The organism is Symploca atlantica LB2515 (genome assembly GCF_052546295.1).
This window is the reverse complement of sequence record NZ_JBQWMT010000001.1, coordinates 5,323,082-5,344,639: the sequence shown is the minus strand read 5'-3', so window position 1 is coordinate 5,344,639 and position 21,558 is coordinate 5,323,082. Positions and strand designations below refer to the sequence as shown.

16 protein-coding genes and 1 pseudogene are annotated in these 21,558 nt (G+C 44.4%); 5 read left to right on the top strand and 12 right to left on the bottom strand.

The genetic code is table 11. The features are described from left to right. Positions 1-7 precede the first annotated feature (7 nt). Both ACT7WV_RS22260 and ACT7WV_RS22255 read right to left on the bottom strand, forming a co-directional pair. Positions 8-1,267, bottom strand: a complete 1,260-nt coding sequence (locus ACT7WV_RS22260) for an RNA-guided endonuclease InsQ/TnpB family protein (RefSeq protein ID WP_445102990.1) — start codon at positions 1,265-1,267, stop codon at positions 8-10. A gap of 39 nt (positions 1,268-1,306) precedes the next feature. After that, positions 1,307-1,444 (bottom strand): hypothetical protein, encoded by a 138-nt coding sequence (locus ACT7WV_RS22255; protein WP_445102991.1) that lies wholly within the window; start codon positions 1,442-1,444, stop codon positions 1,307-1,309. 58 nt (positions 1,445-1,502) lie between these two features. Here ACT7WV_RS22255 and uvrB point away from each other — a divergent pair, with 58 nt between their 5' ends. The 3 genes from uvrB (at position 1,503) to ACT7WV_RS22240 (ending at position 6,230) form a co-directional block, all read left to right on the top strand. Further along, positions 1,503-3,500 carry an excinuclease ABC subunit UvrB gene (gene uvrB / locus ACT7WV_RS22250; protein WP_445104974.1) on the top strand — a complete coding sequence of 666 codons (1,998 nt, stop codon included), beginning with the start codon at positions 1,503-1,505 and terminating at the stop codon, positions 3,498-3,500. Positions 3,501-3,637: 137 nt separating this feature from the next. After that, complete coding sequence (locus ACT7WV_RS22245) at positions 3,638-4,534, top strand: AEC family transporter (protein WP_445104973.1); 897 nt, start codon at positions 3,638-3,640, stop codon at positions 4,532-4,534. A 397-nt stretch (positions 4,535-4,931) separates the two neighbouring features. Beyond that, positions 4,932-6,230 carry a hypothetical protein gene (locus ACT7WV_RS22240; RefSeq protein ID WP_445104972.1) on the top strand — a complete coding sequence of 433 codons (1,299 nt, stop codon included), beginning with the start codon at positions 4,932-4,934 and terminating at the stop codon, positions 6,228-6,230. 145 nt (positions 6,231-6,375) lie between these two features. Here the strand turns inward: ACT7WV_RS22240 and ACT7WV_RS22235 are convergent, their stop codons facing one another. The 7 genes and pseudogenes from ACT7WV_RS22235 to ACT7WV_RS22200 form a co-directional block, all read right to left on the bottom strand. Further along, on the bottom strand, positions 6,376-7,203 hold the full coding sequence (locus tag ACT7WV_RS22235; protein ID WP_445104971.1) for a beta/alpha barrel domain-containing protein: 828 nt from the start codon (positions 7,201-7,203) through the stop codon (positions 6,376-6,378). A 245-nt stretch (positions 7,204-7,448) separates the two neighbouring features. After that, positions 7,449-7,892, bottom strand: coding sequence for a protein tyrosine phosphatase family protein (locus ACT7WV_RS22230; RefSeq protein WP_445104970.1), 444 nt, complete (start codon positions 7,890-7,892; stop codon positions 7,449-7,451). A gap of 83 nt (positions 7,893-7,975) precedes the next feature. Then, a complete protein-coding gene (locus ACT7WV_RS22225; RefSeq protein ID WP_445104969.1) occupies positions 7,976-9,628 on the bottom strand; it encodes a tetratricopeptide repeat protein in 1,653 nt (550 codons plus the stop codon). 253 nt (positions 9,629-9,881) lie between these two features. Continuing rightward, positions 9,882-10,243 (bottom strand): annotated as a pseudogene (locus ACT7WV_RS22215) (transcriptional regulator); the annotation flags it as partial. A gap of 342 nt (positions 10,244-10,585) precedes the next feature. Beyond that, positions 10,586-11,281, bottom strand: a complete 696-nt coding sequence (tsaB, locus tag ACT7WV_RS22210; RefSeq protein ID WP_445104966.1) for a tRNA (adenosine(37)-N6)-threonylcarbamoyltransferase complex dimerization subunit type 1 TsaB — start codon at positions 11,279-11,281, stop codon at positions 10,586-10,588. Further along, positions 11,281-13,137, bottom strand: coding sequence for a protein kinase domain-containing protein (locus ACT7WV_RS22205; protein WP_445104965.1), 1,857 nt, complete (start codon positions 13,135-13,137; stop codon positions 11,281-11,283). The genes tsaB and ACT7WV_RS22205 overlap by 1 nt, the downstream gene beginning before the upstream one ends. Before the next feature lie 195 nt (positions 13,138-13,332). Continuing rightward, positions 13,333-13,881: an Npun_F5560 family protein gene (locus ACT7WV_RS22200; protein WP_445104964.1), complete on the bottom strand. Its 549-nt coding sequence runs from the start codon at positions 13,879-13,881 to the stop codon at positions 13,333-13,335. 212 nt (positions 13,882-14,093) lie between these two features. On the opposite strand from ACT7WV_RS22200, the gene ACT7WV_RS22195 reads away from it, so the two are divergent. Next, on the top strand, positions 14,094-14,444 hold the full coding sequence (locus ACT7WV_RS22195; RefSeq protein ID WP_445104963.1) for a LapA family protein: 351 nt from the start codon (positions 14,094-14,096) through the stop codon (positions 14,442-14,444). A gap of 59 nt (positions 14,445-14,503) precedes the next feature. Beyond that, on the top strand, positions 14,504-15,379 hold the full coding sequence (locus tag ACT7WV_RS22190) for an SDR family oxidoreductase (protein ID WP_445104962.1): 876 nt from the start codon (positions 14,504-14,506) through the stop codon (positions 15,377-15,379). 42 nt (positions 15,380-15,421) lie between these two features. On the opposite strand, the gene ACT7WV_RS22185 is transcribed toward ACT7WV_RS22190, so the two are convergent. The 3 genes from ACT7WV_RS22185 to polA all read right to left on the bottom strand — a co-directional run bounded on the left by ACT7WV_RS22185 (position 15,422) and on the right by polA (position 21,049). Beyond that, positions 15,422-16,030: a GDSL-type esterase/lipase family protein gene (locus tag ACT7WV_RS22185; RefSeq protein ID WP_445104961.1), complete on the bottom strand. Its 609-nt coding sequence runs from the start codon at positions 16,028-16,030 to the stop codon at positions 15,422-15,424. 283 nt (positions 16,031-16,313) lie between these two features. Continuing rightward, a complete protein-coding gene (locus tag ACT7WV_RS22180; RefSeq protein ID WP_445104960.1) occupies positions 16,314-17,399 on the bottom strand; it encodes a glycosyltransferase family 4 protein in 1,086 nt (361 codons plus the stop codon). A 680-nt stretch (positions 17,400-18,079) separates the two neighbouring features. Continuing rightward, positions 18,080-21,049 carry a DNA polymerase I gene (polA, locus tag ACT7WV_RS22175; protein ID WP_445104959.1) on the bottom strand — a complete coding sequence of 990 codons (2,970 nt, stop codon included), beginning with the start codon at positions 21,047-21,049 and terminating at the stop codon, positions 18,080-18,082. Positions 21,050-21,558 lie beyond the last annotated feature (509 nt).

Sequence of the window (21,558 nt, the reverse complement as noted above, 5' to 3'; positions counted from 1 at the left end):
CAAAGAATCACTTCTTTGATTTCCTGGTTTTCCCCTTGCGGGATTTCGACACTTGCCTAGACTGAGTTACCTCAATCCCCGGTAGAACGTCTGCACAGGCAGTTTCCTTTCCCGTCTGTCCAACGGTACTAATGAGTTTAATTCCTCGGTTCCTAATATTTTGACCTGCGGCTACGTCTCGATCAGTTTTGTATCCACAATGAGGACAATTATGGATTCTCACACTCAGGTATTTTTTGACTTCCCCACCACATTCAGGGCACTGCTGAGAAGTCCCCCTGGCATCAACTTCACCAAAAAACTTTCCTCGTTTCCAGCAAACATATTTGACGATGGTTCTAAACTGTCCGAATGCAGCATCAAGAGTATGTTTCCCAAACATACCTTTAGCCATGATTCGGTAATCCAAATCTTCCATGAAAACCATATCACCCGCGTCACAAAGAGCGTGGGCTTGTTTGTAATGGAAGTCTTTCCTCGTGTTGTCGATTTGGTGGTGAAGTCGAGCAACTTTAATACGTTGTTTCTCGTAGTTTTTAGACCGCTTCTGTTTCCTAGAGAGTCTGCGTTGCAGCAATTTCAGCTCACTTTGCAACTCTTTGAAAAACTTAGGAGGCTTTACAAGAACACCATCACTCGTTGCCAAAAATTTCTCCAGCCCCACGTCCACCCCAATTGGATGCCCATGAGGAGTTGGGTCAGGAACACTGACATCACACTGAAGAGAGATAGATGCATACCATCTGTCAGCTTTCCTCAAGATTCTCACCTGCTTGACCGCAAATCCAGAAGGAATGGGTCGATGCAGGTTTATTGGTATTGCTCCAATCTTGGGCAACTTAATATGCAAGTTCGTTACTGGATTCTCCTTAAATTGAGGAAACAGCAACGACTGGAACTGCCCGTATTTCTTGAAGCGTGGAAAACCAAATCCTCTGTTCTGAAAATACTCCCAACCTTTATGCAACTGCTTAATGGCTTGCTGAAGAACCTGAGAAGGAACTTCACCCAATCTAGGAAATTCTTTCTTAGCTTTTGGCAAGTTATTAAGCTGTTGAATTTCGCCAGGAAACTTCTGATCGGCAGAGAGGATGTATTCCTTTTCCAGGGAACATCTATCAACCAAGCACTTACGGCTGTTGCACCAATCCTTGATCTCTCGCAATGCATAGTTAAATGCATTGCGACAAATTTCCATCCACTCAATGAGTTGTTGCTCCTGAGTGGTATTTGGATAGATTCGGTAGCGGTGAGTAAGTGTCAGCATCCCAGTACTATACTAGATTTACTGGATAATAGTGCTGCACTAAATGTTAAGTTTAAGAACATTGAGTCCCGTAAACTTAACTGGGGGAGTCCATGTTGTTGCTGAGCTTGTCGAAGCATCCCAACGCCGACCTGGGTACAAGTACGGCGTGGGTTCCTTCACTTCGTTCAAGGACATGCTTATAGCTCCCCCAAGCCCCCTCAAAAAGATAAAGGCAACTGGCTCAAAACAGATTATGACGCAATTTCATCTCCAAGCCCCCTTTGAACCGACAGGCGATCAACCAGAAGCGATCGCCCAATTAACCACCTCACTGAAAGGCGGTAACCGTTTTCAGACCCTTCTCGGTGCTACGGGAACTGGCAAGACATTTTCAGTTGCTGCCGTTATTGAGAAAATAGGTAAGCCTGCTCTGGTTCTGGCTCATAACAAAACTCTCGCTGCTCAATTATGTAATGAGTTCAGGGAATTTTTTCCCAATAACGCCGTTGAATACTTCGTTTCTTACTACGACTACTATCAACCAGAAGCTTATATCCCGGTTAGTGACACCTACATCGAAAAAACGGCGGCGATTAATGATGAAATTGATATGCTCAGACACTCAGCAACGCGATCGCTATTTGAGCGTCGGGATGTGATTGTGGTTGCCTCGATTAGCTGCATCTATGGTCTAGGCATGCCCTCAGAATACCTCAAGGCGGCAATTCCCCTAAATGTCGGGGCAGAAGTTGACCAACGCCAGCTATTGCGGGAGTTAGTCTCTGTGCAGTATTCTCGTAACGACCTAGAGATGGGACGGGGGCGTTTCCGTGTTAAGGGAGATGTTCTAGAGATTGGTCCAGCTTACGAAGACAGGATTATCCGTGTCGAATTTTTTGGGGATGAAATTGACGCCATTCGCTACGTTGACCCTGTGACTGGTCAGACTATCCAAACTTTGAACGCTTTGAATATCTATCCGGCGCGTCACTTTGTCACCCCGGATGAGCAATTAGAAGACGCCTGTGATGACATTAATGCAGAACTAAAGCAGCGTTTAGAGGAATTAGAGAAAGCTGGAAAATTACTAGAAGCCCAACGGTTAGAACAGCGTGCTCGTTATGATTTAGAACTACTTCGAGAAGTCGGTTACTGCAACGGCGTAGAAAACTATTCTCGTCATTTGGCTGGTAGAAAAGCTGGTGAACCGCCAGAATGCTTAATTGATTATTTCCCTAAAGACTGGCTATTAATCGTAGATGAATCCCACGTTACCGTGCCACAAATTCGCGGCATGTACAACGGTGATCAGTCCCGTAAACGAGTGTTGATTGACCATGGCTTTCGTCTACCGAGTGCGGCGGATAATCGTCCTTTGAAGGCAGAGGAATTCTGGAAAAAGGTAGATCAATGTATTTTTGTCTCAGCAACACCTGCAAACTGGGAAATTGAACAATCAGAAGACCGAGTAATTGAACAGGTAATTCGCCCCACTGGTGTTGTTGATCCAGAAATCTTTGTGCGTCCCACAGAAGGACAAGTGGATGATTTGTTAGGGGAAATTAAGGAGCGAGTTAGCCTCAGTGAACGAGTGCTAATTACTACTCTAACTAAACGCATGGCAGAAGACCTGACAGAGTATCTGCAAGAAAGGGGAATTCGGGTGCAATACTTACACTCAGAAATTCAACCAATCGAGCGGATTGAAATCTTGCAGTCGTTGCGAGATGGTAACTTTGATGTACTGGTTGGGGTCAATTTATTGCGAGAAGGATTGGATTTGCCAGAGGTTTCTTTGGTGGCTATTTTAGATGCAGATAAAGAAGGATTTTTGCGCACTGAGCGATCGCTAATTCAAACTATTGGTCGGGCGGCGCGTCATGTGCGTGGGCAAGCGATTCTCTACGCTGATAATCTGACTGATAGCATGAGTAGAGCCATTGAGGAGACGGAACGGCGTCGCGGTATTCAGTTGGCGCACAACCGCATGCACGGGATTACACCCCAACCAATTCAGAAAAAATCCAGTAATGCGATTTTAGCCTTTTTAGATGTCTCACGGCGCTTGAATGCGGGACAGTTAGAAACAGCTTATGAACAGTTAGATGATCTGCCCTTGGAGCAAATTCCGGAGTTAATTGGTCAACTAGAAAAGCAGATGAAAGAGGCGGCGAAGCAACTAGAGTTTGAGGAAGCAGCGAAATATCGCGATCGCATTAAGCATTTGCGAGATAAACTCTTAGGTCACTAAGCACTATGCCATTCCTAGTGAAGCTGGTTATGCTTAAAGATAACTGGTTTTAGTCCACACTGATCTTACGAATGCTATGTCTTTTTGGGATAATGACTTTCTTCTCTACTCATTTTTAATATAGACATGGCACTAGTATGATTGCCATCCTCTCTGCGGTTATCCCGGTGGCGTTGATTGTTCTCGTTGGCTTCGTGGCGGGCAAAACCCTGCAACTTGACATCTCGACTCTCTCCCGCCTCTCCCTGTATGTATTGTTCCCTGCACTAGTGGCTGATAGCCTGTATCGTACTACTCTCAGTGCTGAGAATGCTGTGGGTATTTTTCTGGGGTTTACCCTTACCTACTTGCTAATGTGTCTCCTAGCCTGGGTGTTGGCAAAGAGAATGGGTTTATCAACGCCAGTGCAAAAAAGTCTCGTGGCCACTAGTGCTTTCCCTAACACAGGAAATATGGGTCTTCCTGTCGCTTTGTTTGCTTTGGGAGAAGCTGGACTAGAGCGAGCTGTGGTTTATATGATTGCTTCTAGCATTGTGATCTTCTCGACAGCGCCGGCTTTCCTCAAGGGAGGTGGTTTTTGGTCAGGGGTGCTGTTTACTCTGAAACTACCCCTGATGTGGGCAATGATTGCTGGTTTAGGCTTGCGCTGGTCAGGGGTGCAGTTGCCTTTCAAGCTGGACGAGAGTCTTCATCTAGTAGCTCAAGCTACCATCTCTGTCGCCTTATTATTACTGGGAATGCAAATTGCCAACAGCCGCCTTGAACTCAAACTCTACGAGGGCGCTGCTAGTCTGTTGCGTTTGGTGGGAGGTGCGGTTGCAGGCTATCTAGTTGCTAAACTACTCGGTTTGACAGAGCTGGACTTACAAGTAGTCGTTTTGCAGAGTGCAATGCCTTCTGCTGTGAGTGCGTTTTTGATGGTTAATGAATTTGGAGGTGATGCTGCTTGCACAGCCAGAGTTGTCGTAGTATCTACACTATTAGCTTTCGTGACTTTGCCAGTGGTGCTATGGGCAATCAGTATCGTCGGCTAGTCCCAGTGTAAACTCAAACTCAAACTAAGTAAAGTCAGGAGTTCTAAATCCGAGGTTTTGCTCAAGGTTAGCCAGGTATCTATTGCTGTCTGAGTGAAGAGTATCAGCCACAGCTAGAAGTTAACCAAGCCAAGGGTGAGACAAAACTGATCTTGTAAAATAGCCAAAACTCGGTCATTCTAACCTATTGATTGACCCGCTTTTTTTCTAATGCCAAATTGGTACATTGATAAATTTCTTCTGCCCTAAACTGGAGAGCAATTACCAGACATCTACATAGAATCTACATAGAATAGATGCTTGGTGCTTTTGATGCTTGGTCACAGATTTGCGGAAAAGTTTATTAACTAAACTCTTAATAGGGAGGGCTAGTGCTACTTAATCATTTTTTTTGGATATGGGGGTACTAACTGTGGCCGATTCTAGGTTGAACAGCAATAATCGCCGGACTACTGTAGACGAGCAGTTTTTGTACACTCATTTACTAACGCACGTTGCTACGGAGTCTCCTAGTGAGTTGATTAAGAACTTTCGTAGCCTGTTTATTGATGGAGTAGGATATCCTCACCCTCAAGTATGTCAAGCCTTAGAAAATATTGTGAACTCACATTTTGCTGAGGTAGAATTCAAGTTTATTATCAATCGTAGCTGCTACATTCTGATTAATCGATGGTTAGAGCAACCGCTATTCCGGGGTGCTATTCCGGAACTAATCGCACTGTTTGAAAGTTTACCTACGGGGTTAGCACCCTCCCCAACAGCGCAGCGCCTGCTTAGACTAGTGCAGGCTTTTACGCAAACGGAGCAATATATAAAACTGCGCAATTTAGCTCAAGCAATTCGCCAGAAGACAGGAGGCAATGGTTACGCAGGTGCTCAGCCGTTAAAGACTTTAATTCGTCGCTATCCTTGTTTATACGAACACTGTTTTATCAGGGATGATAGCACTGATGAAGAAAGAAAAAAGGTCAAATTAGCTCGAGCCAGAGTACAGCGACAGTTTCAAATTAATTTGTCTCAATATATTACCTATCAGCAACTAGAACTATCCCGTAATTCTGCTGTTAGTCAAGTTAGTCAACAACTTGGTCAAAACATGCCAAACAATTGGCGCACTCGCAAAAACCCCACCCTTTTGAGCAATGATCAACTTGATACTGCCTTACAATACTTTACAGGCAAAGTTGATAGCTCTAATACCTACCGCGACTTAGCTCAACAGTTTATTACTTATAGTCGCTGGACTCCCTCCTACCAAACTTTTAAAGAAGAGTTGTACGAATATCTCATTGCCTCAATTGACACTAAGTACGGAGCATGCAAGTTTAACCAACTGTTGCATCAACAGCTACAAAATACTTTCTCTCAGAACGATCATCAAAAACTTAATGATGCTTTATTAGAGGGAACCTGCAAGAGACTATTAAGTTTCTTAGTGGTAGAAAGTGTAGAGCAACCAACACACTACATCTTTTCTGACCTGACTGGCAACTTGGGTATTACGCCTACTATTGGTCTTTTAATGAGGATTGTACTACTCTGTAGTTCTGTGAGACCCTACTTAGAAAAGCGATTTTCAATTCTGTTTAACCACTATCAAGCCTATGCGAGGGACAGTGTAGAGTGGTTAGTGGAAGCCTTAGAAAATTTAAATGTTGCTTTGGTTACTAACTGTGAACCAAACAACTTCTCTTAATTAGGTCATATTGGTGTTGAAAAGAGGCTAAAACTTTCCTTAACTATTCTCATTGATCAGGAAAACTAACCCTAAGCAGTGTAGGTGTAAGTATTACCACCGCTCAGACAAAGTGTGTCTAATTACTAAATCGATAAACCAGCAATCAGCTTACTATTTTTTCTGAGCTACCCTTGCTTATCTGGGAAACTAGTTCTGATACGTTACTGATTAAGGAGGTATCAACTTCCAGTTGAAAATGCTTCTGATTTATAATTTCGCTAACAACTTTTGCTAAATCGGCATTACCTTTTCTGGCTCCTAAACCATTAATAGAACATTCAATTTGTCGAACACCACAATTGAGAGCAATCAGCGAATTATCTACTGCTAGGCCTAAATCGTCGTGGCAGTGCACGGAAATAATTGCTTGGTCAATATTGGACACTTGGTTAAAAATCCGTTGGAGAAGCTGGGAAAATTCTTCAGGTGATGCTAAACCCAGACTATCGGGGATACTAACAGTCGTAGCGCCACTCTGGATTGCAGTTTCAATCGATTTACACAAAAAATCAGGCTCACTTCTGGTGGCATCAAAAGCGCTCCACTCGATATCATCGCAGTAATTGCGCGCCAGAGATACGCTTACTTTGATTTTCTCTAACACTTGCTCTTTTTCGAGCTGAGATTGACCACTCAGATTTACTAAAGCATAAGTATGGATTCTGCCTCGATAAGCAGGCTTAATTGCTTCAGCAACGCTGATTATTTCCTCTTGATTAGCACTGGCTAAACCACAGATAGTAGAATTACCAATAAGCTGAGATATCGTGAATATCTCAGCAAAATCTTTTTCATATCTTCCCGGATAACCAACTTCAATAACATCTACACCCATTGCCTCTAGCAATTTAGCAATGTTGATTTTCTCTTGAAGATTCATTTTGATACCTGGCGTAAGTTCACCATCACGCATCGTGGTATCAAAAATCATTACTCTTTTTTTATCTGGCAACATAAAACGTATAAGTCATCAAAACAAGGGATTAGGATGCGGCGCAGACCATCATAATCGGCAGCAGCAGCATTAAAAGCCTGCTGAATGTTCACTTTAATTAGACCTCCTGCAAAAATCAACAAATCCCATCAAATTCATCTGTGTCCATCTATGGTTAAAAATTAAAAAAGCACTTTTGCCAGAAGTCCATTCTCCTCTAAGAATCGTTTCTTGAGTAAGCATTAACTAAAGACAACTTCAGCCTCTTCAATTAGCTGCTGCCAGACCCCTTGAGGTTGCCAAATTTTCACCATGGGATAATTAGCTTCCTCTTCAGGTAACTTTAAAACGCACTTTTGATACAGATAGATAAAGCAAGAAACTCTCATATTTAGAGCACAATGCACCCAAAACTTGCGGTCTCTAAGAGCATCAATTATGCCAAAAAACAGTTGCAAATCATCTATTGTCGGAGCTTCCCAAATAACAGGAATATGGAAGTAAGCCATGCCCAGAGATGTAATGATCGCACCTTCATCTATTAAGGCATTGTTAGATGAAGGCAAAGCCAGATTAATCACAGCTTGGTAACCAGTTTCGGCAATTTTGGCAAATTGCTCTTGTGTTGGCTGTCCTGAGGTGGCTATTTTATTACTTACTTGGTAGTAATTTTTGCTCTCTTCCATACCCTTAATCCCACTTGCCGGATTCGGCCTCATCTAGTTATATCAAATAGAAAAAAGGAGGCTGATAAATCCTAACAAATACCTCATAAACGCGAACTGCTGAGTTTTACATCGGCCATCGCCCAAGCTTGGCCAAATTGCTTGGCGGCCTGCTCAGCTTGTTGGGTTTTTTCCTGCGTCCGTAAGCTTTGCTGAAGTCCGAACAAAGACCAACCGTTGTTAGGATAGCGTTTCAAATCCTCTCGATAAACCTTTTCTGCTGCTGCTGGTTGGTTGGCTGCGAGTAAAACTGCTCCCAGGGACTGCCGTACTGGATAATACCAATCAGCAGGCTCAGTGTAAGTCAGTGCATCTTCCAGACGAACGCCTGTTTCTAAATGTGCGATCGCTGTTTGATAATTTCCCTCTTTGGCGGCTAACTCACCCGACAAAACTTCAGAGGCAATGTGCAACAGGCTGGCGGCAGAGTTAATACCCCAGATTTTAAACTCCTCCAACGAGGGTTCTGCGGCGATCGCTTTTAGTTTTTCCAGTTCCTGCGCTGCTGCTTTTTGTTGACCTTTTGCGGTGTAGGCAATTCCCCGCGCGTAATGCCAAACTCCCGTAGGATACTGGAGTTCCTCCTCTGGTGCGGGCTCTCTCAAAATTTCTTCCCACTTACCAAACCTAGTGAGCGCGTAAAGTGGTACGGAGTAATAGTGTTGCAGTGCACCCCACCCAGGCTCCAGCATCTTAGTGCGGTCTACTCTGGAAGCAGTATCCTCAGCCGCTTGAATCGCTGTGGCGCTGCGTCCTTCCATGGTTGCAGTGGCCCAGAGGAAGTGATAGTTATGGAGCATGTAGGCGAGTGGGTAAATACCCTCGGCTGGGGATTGAGCGATATAGGCTTGGTCAGCCTTGATCGCCCGCTCATTAGCAACGGAACCATTGTGATATTGGCCAACCCGGATATAGATATGGGAAGGCATGTGTACCAGATGTCCGGCCGCCGGTGCTAGGTCACGCAAACGGTCAGCACTGGCCAATCCCCATTCCGGATGAGGCGATGCCTCCACAGCATGAATGTATAAATGGTTTGCCCCGATGTGGTCAGGATAGCGTTTGAGTACCGACTCCAGAATAGCCAGAATTTCGGCTGCTTCAGGTTTTGGTTCACCTGCTTCTGTCCAATAATTCCAGGGGCTAGTATCCATAAGCGCTTCAGCAAACAGGGTGGCAGCGTCTAGATCGTCTGGATATTGCTGCGCTATCTCTCGCATGGCGTTGGCGTAGTCGAGATCAAGCTGTTTGCGGTCTGCGACAGGTTCTGAGTAGTAGCGTTTTTGTAACGCCTCAATGTAGGCTCTTTCCTCCTTGCTAGCCTGCTTACGTAGCTCAAGTGCTTTCTGCATTGCCGCATAAGCTTCAGACACCGCCTGGTCTTCCATTGGTGCGTTGATGTTGGGGCCCAGGACTAGGGCTATTCCCCAATAACACATGGCACAGTCTGGGTCGAGCCTAGCAGCCTCTCGGAAAGAGCGTTCAGCTTCGGCGTGGTTAAAGCCGTAGGCAAAAATCAATCCCTGATCAAAGTAACGCTGTGCCTCCGGTGAGTTTGTGGAAATGAAATGATGATAGTCACCCAAGCCATCCCAAAGCTTGACTGTGCGATCGCTTTCTTGACCCCATACCTGGGAGGTGGAAAAAAGCGCGAGGGTGACTAGTAAACTGAGCAGAAAAATCCTAATTCGCTTCATTTGTTTGACTAGTATTAGTGGTTGATTACGCATTAAATGTGATTTGCCAATCGCTGTTGAGGATGCCGTACTCCTCTAAGTCTTCAAATTTTCCCCATTTGAGTAGATGCTGACGGCGACATCCTTCGTAGCTCATGCCGATTTTTTGCATTACTCTTCAGGAAGCTAGGCTGTGCGGAAAATGTGCGGTATGAATGGGATGTAACTGAAGTACTTCAAAGCCATATCACACCACAGCCTTAGCCGCTTTGTTTTTGTCTTCGACTGTTGCTAGGAGTGGAATAAATTGTGCCGTGACAGCAATATTGTCGGGTGTGGCTGCTCTTGTTAGGGAAGCAGCATGCTCTGGAGGCAGGTGATAAGTGAGAGTCACCGGATTATGTTCAACAATACTACCTGTGACCATGGCACGTAACCACTCGCGCACGTACCATTGAGGCTTGCTGCTTGGGCAATCTGCTCACTTGTAGAGGGGGGTAGAGAAGCCATGGTGTCGAACAGATGAGTTCGGTGACCAATAGAAGTGATCAATGCCAGTGCTCTACTATTAAGAATATCGAACATTCTGGCAGCAAAGGCTTCTGCTTTGCTTGGGTCTAGTGTTGCTACAGTCATGGTTTTTCGGGGCGTTAATCTGAATCTTCAAAATTTATAGTTTTGATTTACCTGCCTACTTTTCACGGTTAGTTCTAGCTTTTATGCAGAACCTTATTTTGAGTAATAATTCTTTACAAAGATGGTGGAAATAGCAGACTAGAGTGCAGTTCAGGCAACACTCTAGCCACTTACAAAAAAAAGGCAGGAAGCAGCTATGCTGAAGCTTTAGTTATCGGTAAATTTCTTAATTTCAAAAGTATTTAACTTTAACACTCCCTTATTCCCCCTATCCCACACCAGAATTTCTGTGTTCTATCCAGGTAAGAACCGCTATAAATCTACTGCCTACTACCCTCTGTCTTATGAATTAATTGCTACCGGATGCTGCCCATAAAATGGCAGTGTTTCTGACCAATGAGGACGCTTTCCCTGTCGCCAATCTAAATAAGCCAGTTCCAGTAAGCTTGTTGCAGAAATACCCAAATCTGCGGGAACCTCAACTAACTGATAAGGCATCTCCAAAGCAGCTAAAACTTGTTGCCATTTTTCCAAGGTCATCAACACATCTGGCATAATCTGAGTAAGACTAGCAGCATCGGAAGATACCTGATAAACAGCGGTAAACAACTGACCACGCTGAGCAGGCATTTGCAAGGCAATTAGAGTACTAGCTGGCAATTGCTGATCCGAGGAGGAGATAAGTGTACCTGGCTCCCCATTTCCTTGTGCCGCCTTCCGCCAAGCAAAAGCCGCCGATGTCGAAATAGCAAACAAGGGAAGTTCCAACTGCTGTGCTAATGTCCGGGCAGTTACAACGCCAATGCGAGTACTTGTAAAGCTACCCGGCCCTCTGGCTACGGCAATAAAAGCTAAATCTCCCCAAGTCTGGGGTTTTAGAAATTCCTGGAGATGCAGATGCAAATGGCTAGACAAATCACGTCCTAAATCCCAGGTTTGGCAGCGATGGTCATGAGCAAAGTTGTTTATGGCAAGCCCCAGTTGGGGACTAGTGGTGTGGAGAGCTAAACCATATTTTTGGGAGTCAAGACTTTGCATTACTGAAATTGCCAAATTTTGAGGGTTTTATCTTGAGAGCCACTGCCAATTATCCGACCATTAGCACTAATAGCCAAAGCAGTCACACCAGCAGTATGCCCAGAGAGAGTATGCAATAGTTTACCGCTGCCGGGATGCCAAATTTTGATTGTCTGGTCAGCACTGCCACTAATGAGGGTGTTACCTTGAGCATCAAGATCAAGATCATTGACTGCTTTAGTATGACCACTGAAAGTATTGAGTAGTTCGCCGCTGTTCAAATTCCAGATTTTAATTGTTTTATCTAGAGAGCCACTAAACAGAATTTGACCACTAGGGCTAAAGCTAAGGCAATTGACTGTCTGGGAATGTCCCCTAAGTATCAGCCGTACTTTACCACTGAGTACATCCCAAAGCTTGATCGTTTTATCGCCACTACCACTGGCAAGCATTTTTCCATCTAGGCTGAAGGCGAGAGCATCAATAGCGCTAGTATGGCCTTCTAAGGTAGCTTTTAATTGACCGCTTTCACAGTGCCAAATTTTAATACTTTTGTCAGAACTGCCGCTAGCAAGGGTTTGCCCGTCTTGGCTAATTACCAGAGATTTAATCCAGCCAGAGTGTTCACAGAGGGTGTGAATCAAGTCACCCGTCTCTAAATTCCAGATTTTAATCCTGTGATCCCAGCTACCACTAGCAAGTAGGTATCCGTCTGGGCTAAAGGCAACAGCATCAACTAGGTTTAAATGACCAAAGAGAGTGTAATCAATTATCCCGCTATCCAAATGCCAGATTTTGATGGTTTTGTCGGCGCTACCACTAGCAAGAAACTTTTCGTCTGTACTTAAGGCAACTGCATGGATCGAGCTTGCATGACCTGTCAGGGTGCGTATACATTGCCAAGTTGGGGTGAGATTGTCTGGTTGAATAGTTGAAGACAAGGAACTCGGCTGTACAAAAGTTTTTGGCCTGCTTGCCAAATTTCCCTCAGTAAGATCTTCGAGAATTTGAGCTGCTGAATGGTAGCGCCGTTTCAGAGCAAAGAGGAGCATCTTATTAAGAATTTGACTTAGCTGCTCACTTACTGGCTCAGTCAGATAATCTTGCCAAATCCAGGTGCCTTCGAGGCTATTAAACAAGTCAAAGGGGTGAACGCTAGTTAGCAAATGAATGCAAGTTACTCCTAGACTATATAAATCACTACTAGCAACGGCTTTACCTCTTAACTGTTCTGGAGCTGTGTAAGCGGCAGAGCCAATAACTGTTCCCGCCTTTGCCAAAGCCGTTTTTGTCGTGAATTTTGCCGCACCAAAATCAACCAAAACCAATTTACCATCACTATAGCGACGGATGATATTCTGGGGGTTAATATCCCGATGAATTACCTGATGACTATGGACAAATTGCAACACTGGCAGCATTTCGGTCAGCAGTTGCCGAATCTCGCTTTCGTTAAAAGAACCATCGTCTATTAATTCTTCAGCTAAACTTTCTCCTGGAATGAAAGTTTGCACCAAGGCAGGTATCATGCCTGTTGCTGCACTCTTATCCGGCTCAAAATACGCCAGGAGTTGGGGAATCTGGGGATGTTGTCCTAATGCTTGCAGGCGCAACGCTTCTTGACGAAACAACTCAGCAGCCTGCTTAATATTTTTAGCTCCCTGATTTTTTCTAGAGAGCTGCTTGATGATACATTGGCGTGGCGAGGTATCTTGTTCATCTATACCGAGGAAAGTTCGGCCCATACCCTCTTGACTGATCAGCCGTAAAGCTCGGTAGCGATCGCCCAAGAGCAAACGGCAACCACAAGTTGAGCAAAACTTAGCATCACTTGGGTTTTGAGGCTTCGGACAACGAGGGTTGAGGCAGTAACTCATACCAGGCGGGGGTTATTAACGGTTAACGGGTTGGGGGTTGAAGGTTGTCTTGACAACCAATGCTTCGGCAAGCCGGTGTACATACACCCTAATCAACTCCAACCTTCAACCCAAACTAACCTTCGTGCCGTTTCGGGTTTTGCCCCAACTAATTTCCTGTTCTTGTCAATTTGGTTATTGAAGAGCAGGAGAGATTTAGATATTCCCAAATGTAGGAATCGGGCCAACACGGGGGCGGCAGAAATTGGGTAAATCAATGCGCGAGATGTTACGATTTTTCACCGCCAGTCGGTAACTAACACTCTGGAGTTCACTGTGCAGTTGACGGTTTTCCCTTTGTAACATCGCTACCTTTTCTCTGACTGGTGCCATACGTTGGGCAAACTTCTGGCGATAAATCTGTGGTAGCTCCTGGACTACCTGCTCTAGCATCCGTGAACGGTCGGTTAATTCTTGTACCGATTGCCGCAATTGATAAATTTCTCCATCACGGCCAGAAATTTCCTCTTGGTAGAATTTTACCTGGTGCTCAACGTCTTGCAACTGTTCTTGTAAAAGTCGCATCTGAGCTTGGTGACGCTCAGAAACCTCCGGTGGGGGCAGAAAATTGGCATTGCCCTTGACGAGGCGGAATAGTTCTTGAGATAGCTGCTGCACCAGCTGATCTCTAAGTTGCAACTCTTCTCGCAGACGAGAAACTTCAGTTTGAACCGAGTGTAGGTTTGGGGTTTCAGTCTGGATCACGATGGTTCACAGCTCCGATGATAATAATTAATTATGATAGTTGCAATGGCAAAAGACTAAGGGCAGCTAAGCTCGCTCATTAAACTACTTTTGCAGTTAATTTACCATTCCAATCCAGCAAATGAAACACTAGAAGCTGTTATTGCTGTCAATTTCCTAAGAAGGCTTTGGCCATTGAGGCACTAATCTGGCAAGGGAACTCACTTTTTACGGTGTTTGATACAGTAGGTTTATCGCTGACTACTCCACAGGAAAAAGCTGCGATTAATATGGAGTTAAAGATGAAAACTGTTACTAATCTACTGACTTCTCTGCTGATAGCCGCTTGGATCGCAGCGATCGCTCTTTTATCTATTCAAAACGTCGCACCTGTATCGCTGCGATTTCTCAATTGGGAATCGATTGAGCTACCGTTCGGTGTTTTGCTGGCTTTTAGTGTCGGTATTGGCATCATAGGCGCAGCAATTCTACCTCTTTTGTGGCGCTTATCTGGCCAATCCCAGGAATCGCTACCGCCAGAGGAATATCTAGAATACCCAGAGCCAGATTCAAGGGAATATTAATTAATGCTTGCGGTCAACTGGGCTACTGCGACACTCTACGACCTAATATCTTTATCAGTATGAAAAGACTCTTAGTCACAGGTGCTAGTGGTTTTTTGGGGTGGAATCTTTGCCAGCTAGCCAAATCAGAATGGGACGTTTACGGCACCTACTTTTCTCGAAGGGTAGAGATTCCCGGTATTACCCTTGTCAAAGTTGACTTAAACAACTTTCAGGAGATCAAGAACCTTTTCAGTGAGGTTAAGCCAGCAGCACTTGTCCATACCGCCGCTCAATCCAGTCCTAATATATGCCAAAAGAACCCTGAGGAATCTTACCTAATCAATGTCACAGCCTCTGGCAATCTTGCCGGGTTGAGTGCTGATTATGCCATCCCTTGCGCTTTTACCTCCACTGACTTAGTTTTCGATGGACTCAACCCACCCTATCGGGAGACGGATCCCGTGTGTCCGATCAGCTATTACGGTGAGCAAAAAGTTATGGCTGAGCAAGGCATGTTAGAACGTTATCCAAAAACTGCTGTTTGCCGGATGCCGTTGATGTTTGGCACTGTAGCTGCGGGTGCAACTAGCTTTATTCAACCATTCATCAAGGCTCTAAAGGCTGGAGAAGAGCTGAGTTTATTCACAGATGAGTATCGAACACCTGCTAGTGGTACAACTGCCGCTAAGGGGCTGTTACTGGCTCTGGAAAAAGCTCAGGGAATCTTACACTTAGGTGGTAAAGAGCGAGTATCGCGCTATGAATTTGGTCGCTTAATGGCCAAGGCGCTGGGACTACCCCCAGAAAAGATTAAAGCTTGTCAACAAAAAGATCTGCCCATGGCCGCACCAAGGTCACCTGATACCTCTTTAGATAGTTCCCAGGCTTTTGCTTTAGGATATCAGCCTTTGTCTCTTCAGGCAGAATTAGAGGCACTCCGGGGTAGGGTTTGAAATTCTGGTGTTGCCTAATTTCCTCCTTGTCCCCCTTGTCCTCTATTCATCCCCGGATTTTACTTCTCTAAACCAGGATGACCATGCCTTCCAGCTTTGGACTAACCAGGCTAATTCTGAATAACCCGCTGCTCTGGGGTGAGCATCATCATTTGCTGCCACCTCACTCATCCAAACAGCCGAGGCTTGCAGAGAGAGAAAAACATCTAAGTAAGGAACATCCTGCTGTTTACAAACTAGAGCTAAATGTTGTGATAGATCAGCAATTCTGAGGTTGTGTTCAACATCGGCAAGAGGAGGAGGACTAACCATTAATACAGGAAACAATTGCTTAGCAGTACTCAGAATCTGAGCTGCATAAGCCAATGAATTATCTAATGTTAAACGCATTTTACCGTCTTCGATGGTAGTGTCATTAGCACCAAAAGAAAACACAATTCTCGTGTCGCATTCTGGAGGCAAACGGCGAGAGACTTCATCTAGCCAACGAGCTGTAATATCTGCACTAGTTTCTCGTCGTATCCCAAGGTTGTAGTAAGTAATATCATGACCTCGCCTGCAAGCTGTGGCGCAAAGTCTTCCCGTCCAACCAAGGCATTCAGGGTCACCCGTTCCGTTGACAAAGGAATCTCCCACAAAGCAAATACGCATCTTAAATTCAGTTCCTGATATCTTGAGCAAGTTTCTTTCCGGTTTTGCCTCTTAACTGTCTTGATTCTTAGAGGAACGATAGAATTCTACGACTATTGCTCTCGTCAGTCCGGATATAATCAGAACACTTGCTCTTCTTAATAAGAATTAATCAAAGTAGCGATAGACTTTGAAGTGTCAACAAAAATCCCCTCGCAACTTTATCGTGAGGGGATTTTCTATTCAATTGGGCAATTTATACAGGGAGCGAGAGAAGACTTAGAGTTAGGTAAAACAACTAAATCTAGGCAGATTCATCAGCAAGATAAGGGCCAAAAACTACTTTTGGTCGGCTAAAGGCTCGACGCTCAAGCACTTTCTGATAAGCCCATTCGTACTGATCAACCATTGTTTTTACGCTAAAGCGACTTAATACGTAATCCCGACAGGTTTGTCGGTCTAATTTCACTGCCTCTGGAACTGCTGCGATCATTTGTTCTAGAGTTTCGCAGACAAATCCTGTTTTACCATGGGCAATGACCTCTGGTACAGAACCTAACGCCATGCCAATCACGGGAGTTCCCGTTGCCATAGATTCAATCATTACTAACCCGAAAGGCTCTCTCCAGTTAATCGGGAATAGAGTAACAGCCGCACCACCGAGCAACTGCACTTTCTCTTCGTGGGAGACTTCACCCAAGTACTGGATTTGCTCGCCATCAATCAGGGGTTTGAGCTTTTCGTTGTAGTAATCCTGGTCTACTGTATCAATCTTACCCGCCATTTTCAGAGGCAAACCGACGGCACGGGCAATGTTAATCGCTTCCTCTGGTCCTTTTTCCGGCGATAAGCGTCCTACAAAGGCAAGATAGGAGGGTTGATTAGGCTTTTTTTGGAAAGTATACGCTGTGGTATCGATCCCGTTGTAGACTGTGTGAACGTAATTCAAGCCCAATCTAGGTTCCCTTTGAGCATCAGTAATACTGATATAGGGTTGTTCTGCAAAATATCGGAATATTTTTTCGTTATCCGGTGTGAAAATGCCGTGGGTTGTATGAACAGTAGGCGTCTTCACAAAACCACAATAAGGCAGCACCGTATAGCCTACATGGGAGTGAATTATATCGAACTGATCAGCCCGTTGATAAATCTGAGAGAGCATCATTTGCTCGTAGATTACTGGCTCTTTAACCGTTTCATCTAATCTCAATGCTTGCAAGTGTACTGACTTCAAGCGAGCTTCCGTAATTGAGTCACCAGAAGCGAACAGAGTAACCTGATGACCGCGTCGAACCAATTCATCTGTCAGTAAACTGACGATTAACTCCACCCCACCATAACGAAAGGGCGGAACGCGCTCCCAAAGAGGTGCAATTTGAGCAATTCTCATACTATAAAAAGCGTGTTAAGTGGCAATCCTTCAATAATTCCAGACGGAATTATCAACAGGGTTTATTAGAGCTTTTGGGGAAGTAAATTGGTCTTCGACTTTTAAAAAAGGTAAAAATTTTCAAGTTTGTTCTGTAATTCCCCAATCTCCTTAAAGTTTGACTTATAAGGTCAAACTATTCCTCTATCTGAAGGTTTATTGTTTGTATTTTTTGTTACAAAACACCAGGCTCTACTAGTGATTGTTCTCACTATTTGTTGACTTCAAAAAGGATCTTATTTCCCTTAAGCTTAGCCTAAAGTAAGGCAAATGAATCATAGCAAATAAGACAAATCACTAATGGTTTTAACTAAGCACAAAACAACAAAAAATTAATATTTTTTTACAAAAAAATATCACTGATAAATTACAGACATCCGACTAGAGACCAGATCGACCATAAAAATGACATTTCTGTAGAGATTACAAAAAAATCAGCAGCAGCCTAAAAATTGATCTAACTACTACCAATTCCCTAAACCTTGGCTAGAAATACTTTCCCTATTCCTTCCTTGATCTACTCCCTGAGCGCATACTAGAAGGGAGTTACGGTGCTAGAAACACAGCACGATTCAATGAAATTAGATTACTTAGAAATACTAAATTTAGCTTAGATCAAGCTGCAAATCTTTCATGAAAGGCTATTTAGTCTCCATCCAATTCTTGCCCGCCTTAACCTCAACCACTAGCGGCACACTCAATTCAACAGCCGATTCCATTGTCTCCTTAATCTGCGGCTGCAACTCCTGCCAATCTTCTGGGGAAACTTCAAAGATTAATTCATCATGCACTTGCAATAACATACGCGCCCGATACTTCTGTAAAACTTCAGGCAGTTTCACCATGGCTACCTTAATGATATCGGCACTAGAGCCTTGAATTGGTGAATTAGCCGCTGCCCTTAGTAAACCAGCATCGTAGGCACCGATTCTCTTCAATTCGTCGAGGTTAATCTCCTCTAATTTACTACCATGCAAACGCCGCAGATTTTCACTACTGAAGTTGAAATAGCGACGACGCCCCAAAATAGTTTCAACATACCCCTGCGCGATCGCTTTGAGCTTCGTTCGCTCCAAATAATCAAAAACCCTAGGATAGCGCTGCTTAATTCGGTCAATAAAAACCTTCCCTTCGCTGGGAGATACCCCAGCTTCCCGCGCAAATCGTTGCGGTCCCATCCCATAAATCACACCAAAGTTGATAGTTTTTCCCAAACGTCTTTCATCTGGTGTTATCTGTTCCTTCTCAAACAGCAACCTTGCCGTTACCGTATGAATATCCTCATTATTGCGGTAAGTTTCTACTAGCACTGGCTCTTTGCTAAGATGCGCCAAAATCCGTAATTCAATTTGGGAATAATCAGCAGCCACCAGCAACCAGCCTGGTTCTGGGAGAAATGCCTGGCGAATCTGGCGGGAAAAAGCTGTGCGGATGGGGATGTTCTGCAAATTGGGGCTAGAAGAAGATAGACGCCCAGTACTCGTCACCGCCTGGTTAAAATCCGTATGTACTCGCCCAGTATCGGAACGCACCAGCGCTGGCAAAGCGTCTACATAGGTTGACTTCAACTTGGATAGGGTACGGTGTTCCAGAATCTTCTCAATAAGTGGATGATCCCCTTGCAGCTTTTCCAAGGTAGCGTGGTCAGTAGAATAACCTGTCTTAATTTTGCGAGACTTCCTGCGGTCTAACCCTAGCTTTTCAAACAGTAACTCACTTAGCTGCTTGGGGGAACCTAAATTGAATTCTTCTCCTGCTAACTGGTAAGCTTGCTCTTCAATTGTCTTTAAATCTTTCTCTAGCTGTTGGGATAATTGCCCTAAGTAAGCTTGGTCAATTCTGACTCCCTGGTATTCCATCTCAGCCAAAACTGGTTCTAGGGGTTGTTCCACTGCCAACAGCAGTTTGTGGAGTTGGGGAAATGCCTCTAGTTTTGCCCGCAGTTGGGGAACCAACATAAAGGTAGCATAGGCATCCATGCCGCAATAGTTAGCAACTGCCTGGATGTCTAGATCATCAATTGTCTGGCCTTTGGGAACTAAATCTGTATAACTTTTGGGTTTAATTTCTTGTAAATAACCCTCGGCTAAATTGCTAAGGTTATGGCTATCATCCGGATTGAGTACGTAACTAGCCAGCATTGTTTCAAACGCTATCTCGGACAGTTTTATACCTTGAGACAGCAGTACTAGTCGGTCAAACTTGGCATTTTGCAGTACCTTGGGATACTCAGCACTCTCTAAAATCGGACGCAAGGCTTCTAGAGCAAGATCTTTATCTAAATTTTTGCCCTTTTTATGGCCGAGGGGAAGGTATGCCACTTCATCGGGATTAGCTCCCCAACAGCAGCCGATCCCGACTAAATCAGCATTACGTGGTTCTAAATCATTAGTTTCCGTGTCCCAAGCCACGGGGTTAGTTTGGTCAGTGCACTTTTGCAGCAGCTTCACCAGTTGAGTTAGCTTTGCCTTGGTGTCAATGATGTGTGGTTGAATCTGAGTGGTTTGTGAGGTTTGTTGCTGCTGATATGCTTCAGTTTCCTCAGCACTCCAAAAGGAAAGATCAGGATCACCGTTATCGGAGGGAAGAACCGCTAGTGTTGCTACTGCCTCGGTAGAAGTTTCTTCAAGCTCTCTCTCTGTGTAACCAAAAACTTGCCTAAGTTGCTCAATTCTATCGAGAAATACCTGAAAATTTAGCTTTTGTAAAAGGGGTCTCAGAATTTCTATATCGAACCCCTGAAGTTTGGCATCTTCTAAGTCGATATCCACAGGGGCATCGTACATCAGTTGAGCCAGGTAGCGAGAATGCTCTGCTGCTTCTTTTCCCGCCTCCAGCTTTTTCTTGACAGCGCCTTGAATTTTCTCTAAGGAAGTATAAATTCCCTCAAGGGAGCCGTAATCATTGAGCAACTTAACTGCTGTTTTGTCGCCAATTCCTTTAACTCCTGGAATGTTATCGGATTTATCGCCACAGAGCGCTTTGTAATCTACAACCTGTGCTGGTGTAATGCCGAGTTTCTCTTTTACTTCTTGGGAGTTAAATTCTCTTGGCCCAGCGGAACTACCTCGTTTAAAGGATTCAGTGCTCAGATACAAGACGCTAATTGCCTTTTGGGGTTCAACTAGCTGAAATAAGTCGCGATCGCCCGTTAAGATTTTTACTTGATAACCCGTCTCACTAGCCTGGTGGGCTAACGTTGCCAAAATATCGTCCGCTTCATAGCCTGGGGAAGTCGCTACCGGGACTCTTAGTGCTCCTAGTAACTCCTTAAGGTTTTCTAAGTCGGGAATGAAATCTTGGGGCGTTTCTACTCTATCTGCTTTGTAAGTATCGTCAGCTTTGTGGCGAAAAGTGGGTACACCGAGGTCGAAAGCGACTGCCATTGACTGGGGTTGCTCAAACTCCATTACCGTCAATAGAGACTTGAGAAAACCAAAACAAACGCTGGTAGGAGTCCCTGTCTTAGTTCGTAGTCCTCCATCCCGTCCTTTAGCAAAGGCATAGTAAGAGCGAAATGCCAGAGAATGACCATCAACCAGGATCAACAAAGGTCGTGTTGGCTGGGAGGAGTCACTAGAGGGGTTAGGAGCAGAATTAGATTGGGACATAGCCTTATTTTAGCCAGTTCTACCTAGAAGATTGCTCATTGATCACTTGTTGTTGGGAGTTGCTCTTTAGCCATCACTTAGTAGTGAAATAGTAGTGAATTTTGTGACCTTTATCGTTTCTTCATCAAGTTTTTTGTAAATTCTCCGTTTTTTCCCTCACTAGCTCTGAAAAGTATCAAGGAGAAGAGCAATTTTGGGTAGCCAGGTCACTCAATATCGGCTCTTGAGCTTACTACATGGCTCATTTGACGCTATTAGATCAGCCAACAGTAACCCTTAAGAGTCTTCTTGGCACCATCGATAAAGCTCTTTTTTTCTATCATTGTGGAGGCTTTTGAGTATATATACTCAGAGAAATTGTTCATTTTGAGCAGTTTACTTTGTTACTAGCTGATACAAATTCCTAAATTCCAGGTAGGAAACTTTTGAAACCGATTTTCCATCTGGATCATCCAACCGGATTATCCATAAAGAGGGATAGGCATCTTGTCAAATACTTGTTACGATCT

Excerpts from the sequence above, each read along its gene's own strand:
- ACT7WV_RS22260 (WP_445102990.1), bottom strand. The coding sequence starts at position 1,267 with ATGCTGACACTTACTCACCGCTACCGAATCTATCCAAATACCACTCAG.
- ACT7WV_RS22255 (WP_445102991.1), bottom strand. The coding sequence starts at position 1,444 with ATGTCCTTGAACGAAGTGAAGGAACCCACGCCGTACTTGTACCCAGGT.
- uvrB (WP_445104974.1), top strand. The coding sequence starts at position 1,503 with ATGACGCAATTTCATCTCCAAGCCCCCTTTGAACCGACAGGCGATCAA.
- ACT7WV_RS22245 (WP_445104973.1), top strand. The coding sequence starts at position 3,638 with ATGATTGCCATCCTCTCTGCGGTTATCCCGGTGGCGTTGATTGTTCTC.
- ACT7WV_RS22240 (WP_445104972.1), top strand. The coding sequence starts at position 4,932 with ATGGGGGTACTAACTGTGGCCGATTCTAGGTTGAACAGCAATAATCGC.
- ACT7WV_RS22235 (WP_445104971.1), bottom strand. The coding sequence starts at position 7,203 with ATGATTTTTGATACCACGATGCGTGATGGTGAACTTACGCCAGGTATC.
- ACT7WV_RS22230 (WP_445104970.1), bottom strand. The coding sequence starts at position 7,892 with ATGGAAGAGAGCAAAAATTACTACCAAGTAAGTAATAAAATAGCCACC.
- ACT7WV_RS22225 (WP_445104969.1), bottom strand. The coding sequence starts at position 9,628 with ATGAAGCGAATTAGGATTTTTCTGCTCAGTTTACTAGTCACCCTCGCG.
- tsaB (WP_445104966.1), bottom strand. The coding sequence starts at position 11,281 with ATGCAAAGTCTTGACTCCCAAAAATATGGTTTAGCTCTCCACACCACT.
- ACT7WV_RS22205 (WP_445104965.1), bottom strand. The coding sequence starts at position 13,137 with ATGAGTTACTGCCTCAACCCTCGTTGTCCGAAGCCTCAAAACCCAAGT.
- ACT7WV_RS22190 (WP_445104962.1), top strand. The coding sequence starts at position 14,504 with ATGAAAAGACTCTTAGTCACAGGTGCTAGTGGTTTTTTGGGGTGGAAT.
- ACT7WV_RS22185 (WP_445104961.1), bottom strand. The coding sequence starts at position 16,030 with ATGCGTATTTGCTTTGTGGGAGATTCCTTTGTCAACGGAACGGGTGAC.
- ACT7WV_RS22180 (WP_445104960.1), bottom strand. The coding sequence starts at position 17,399 with ATGAGAATTGCTCAAATTGCACCTCTTTGGGAGCGCGTTCCGCCCTTT.
- polA (WP_445104959.1), bottom strand. The coding sequence starts at position 21,049 with ATGTCCCAATCTAATTCTGCTCCTAACCCCTCTAGTGACTCCTCCCAG.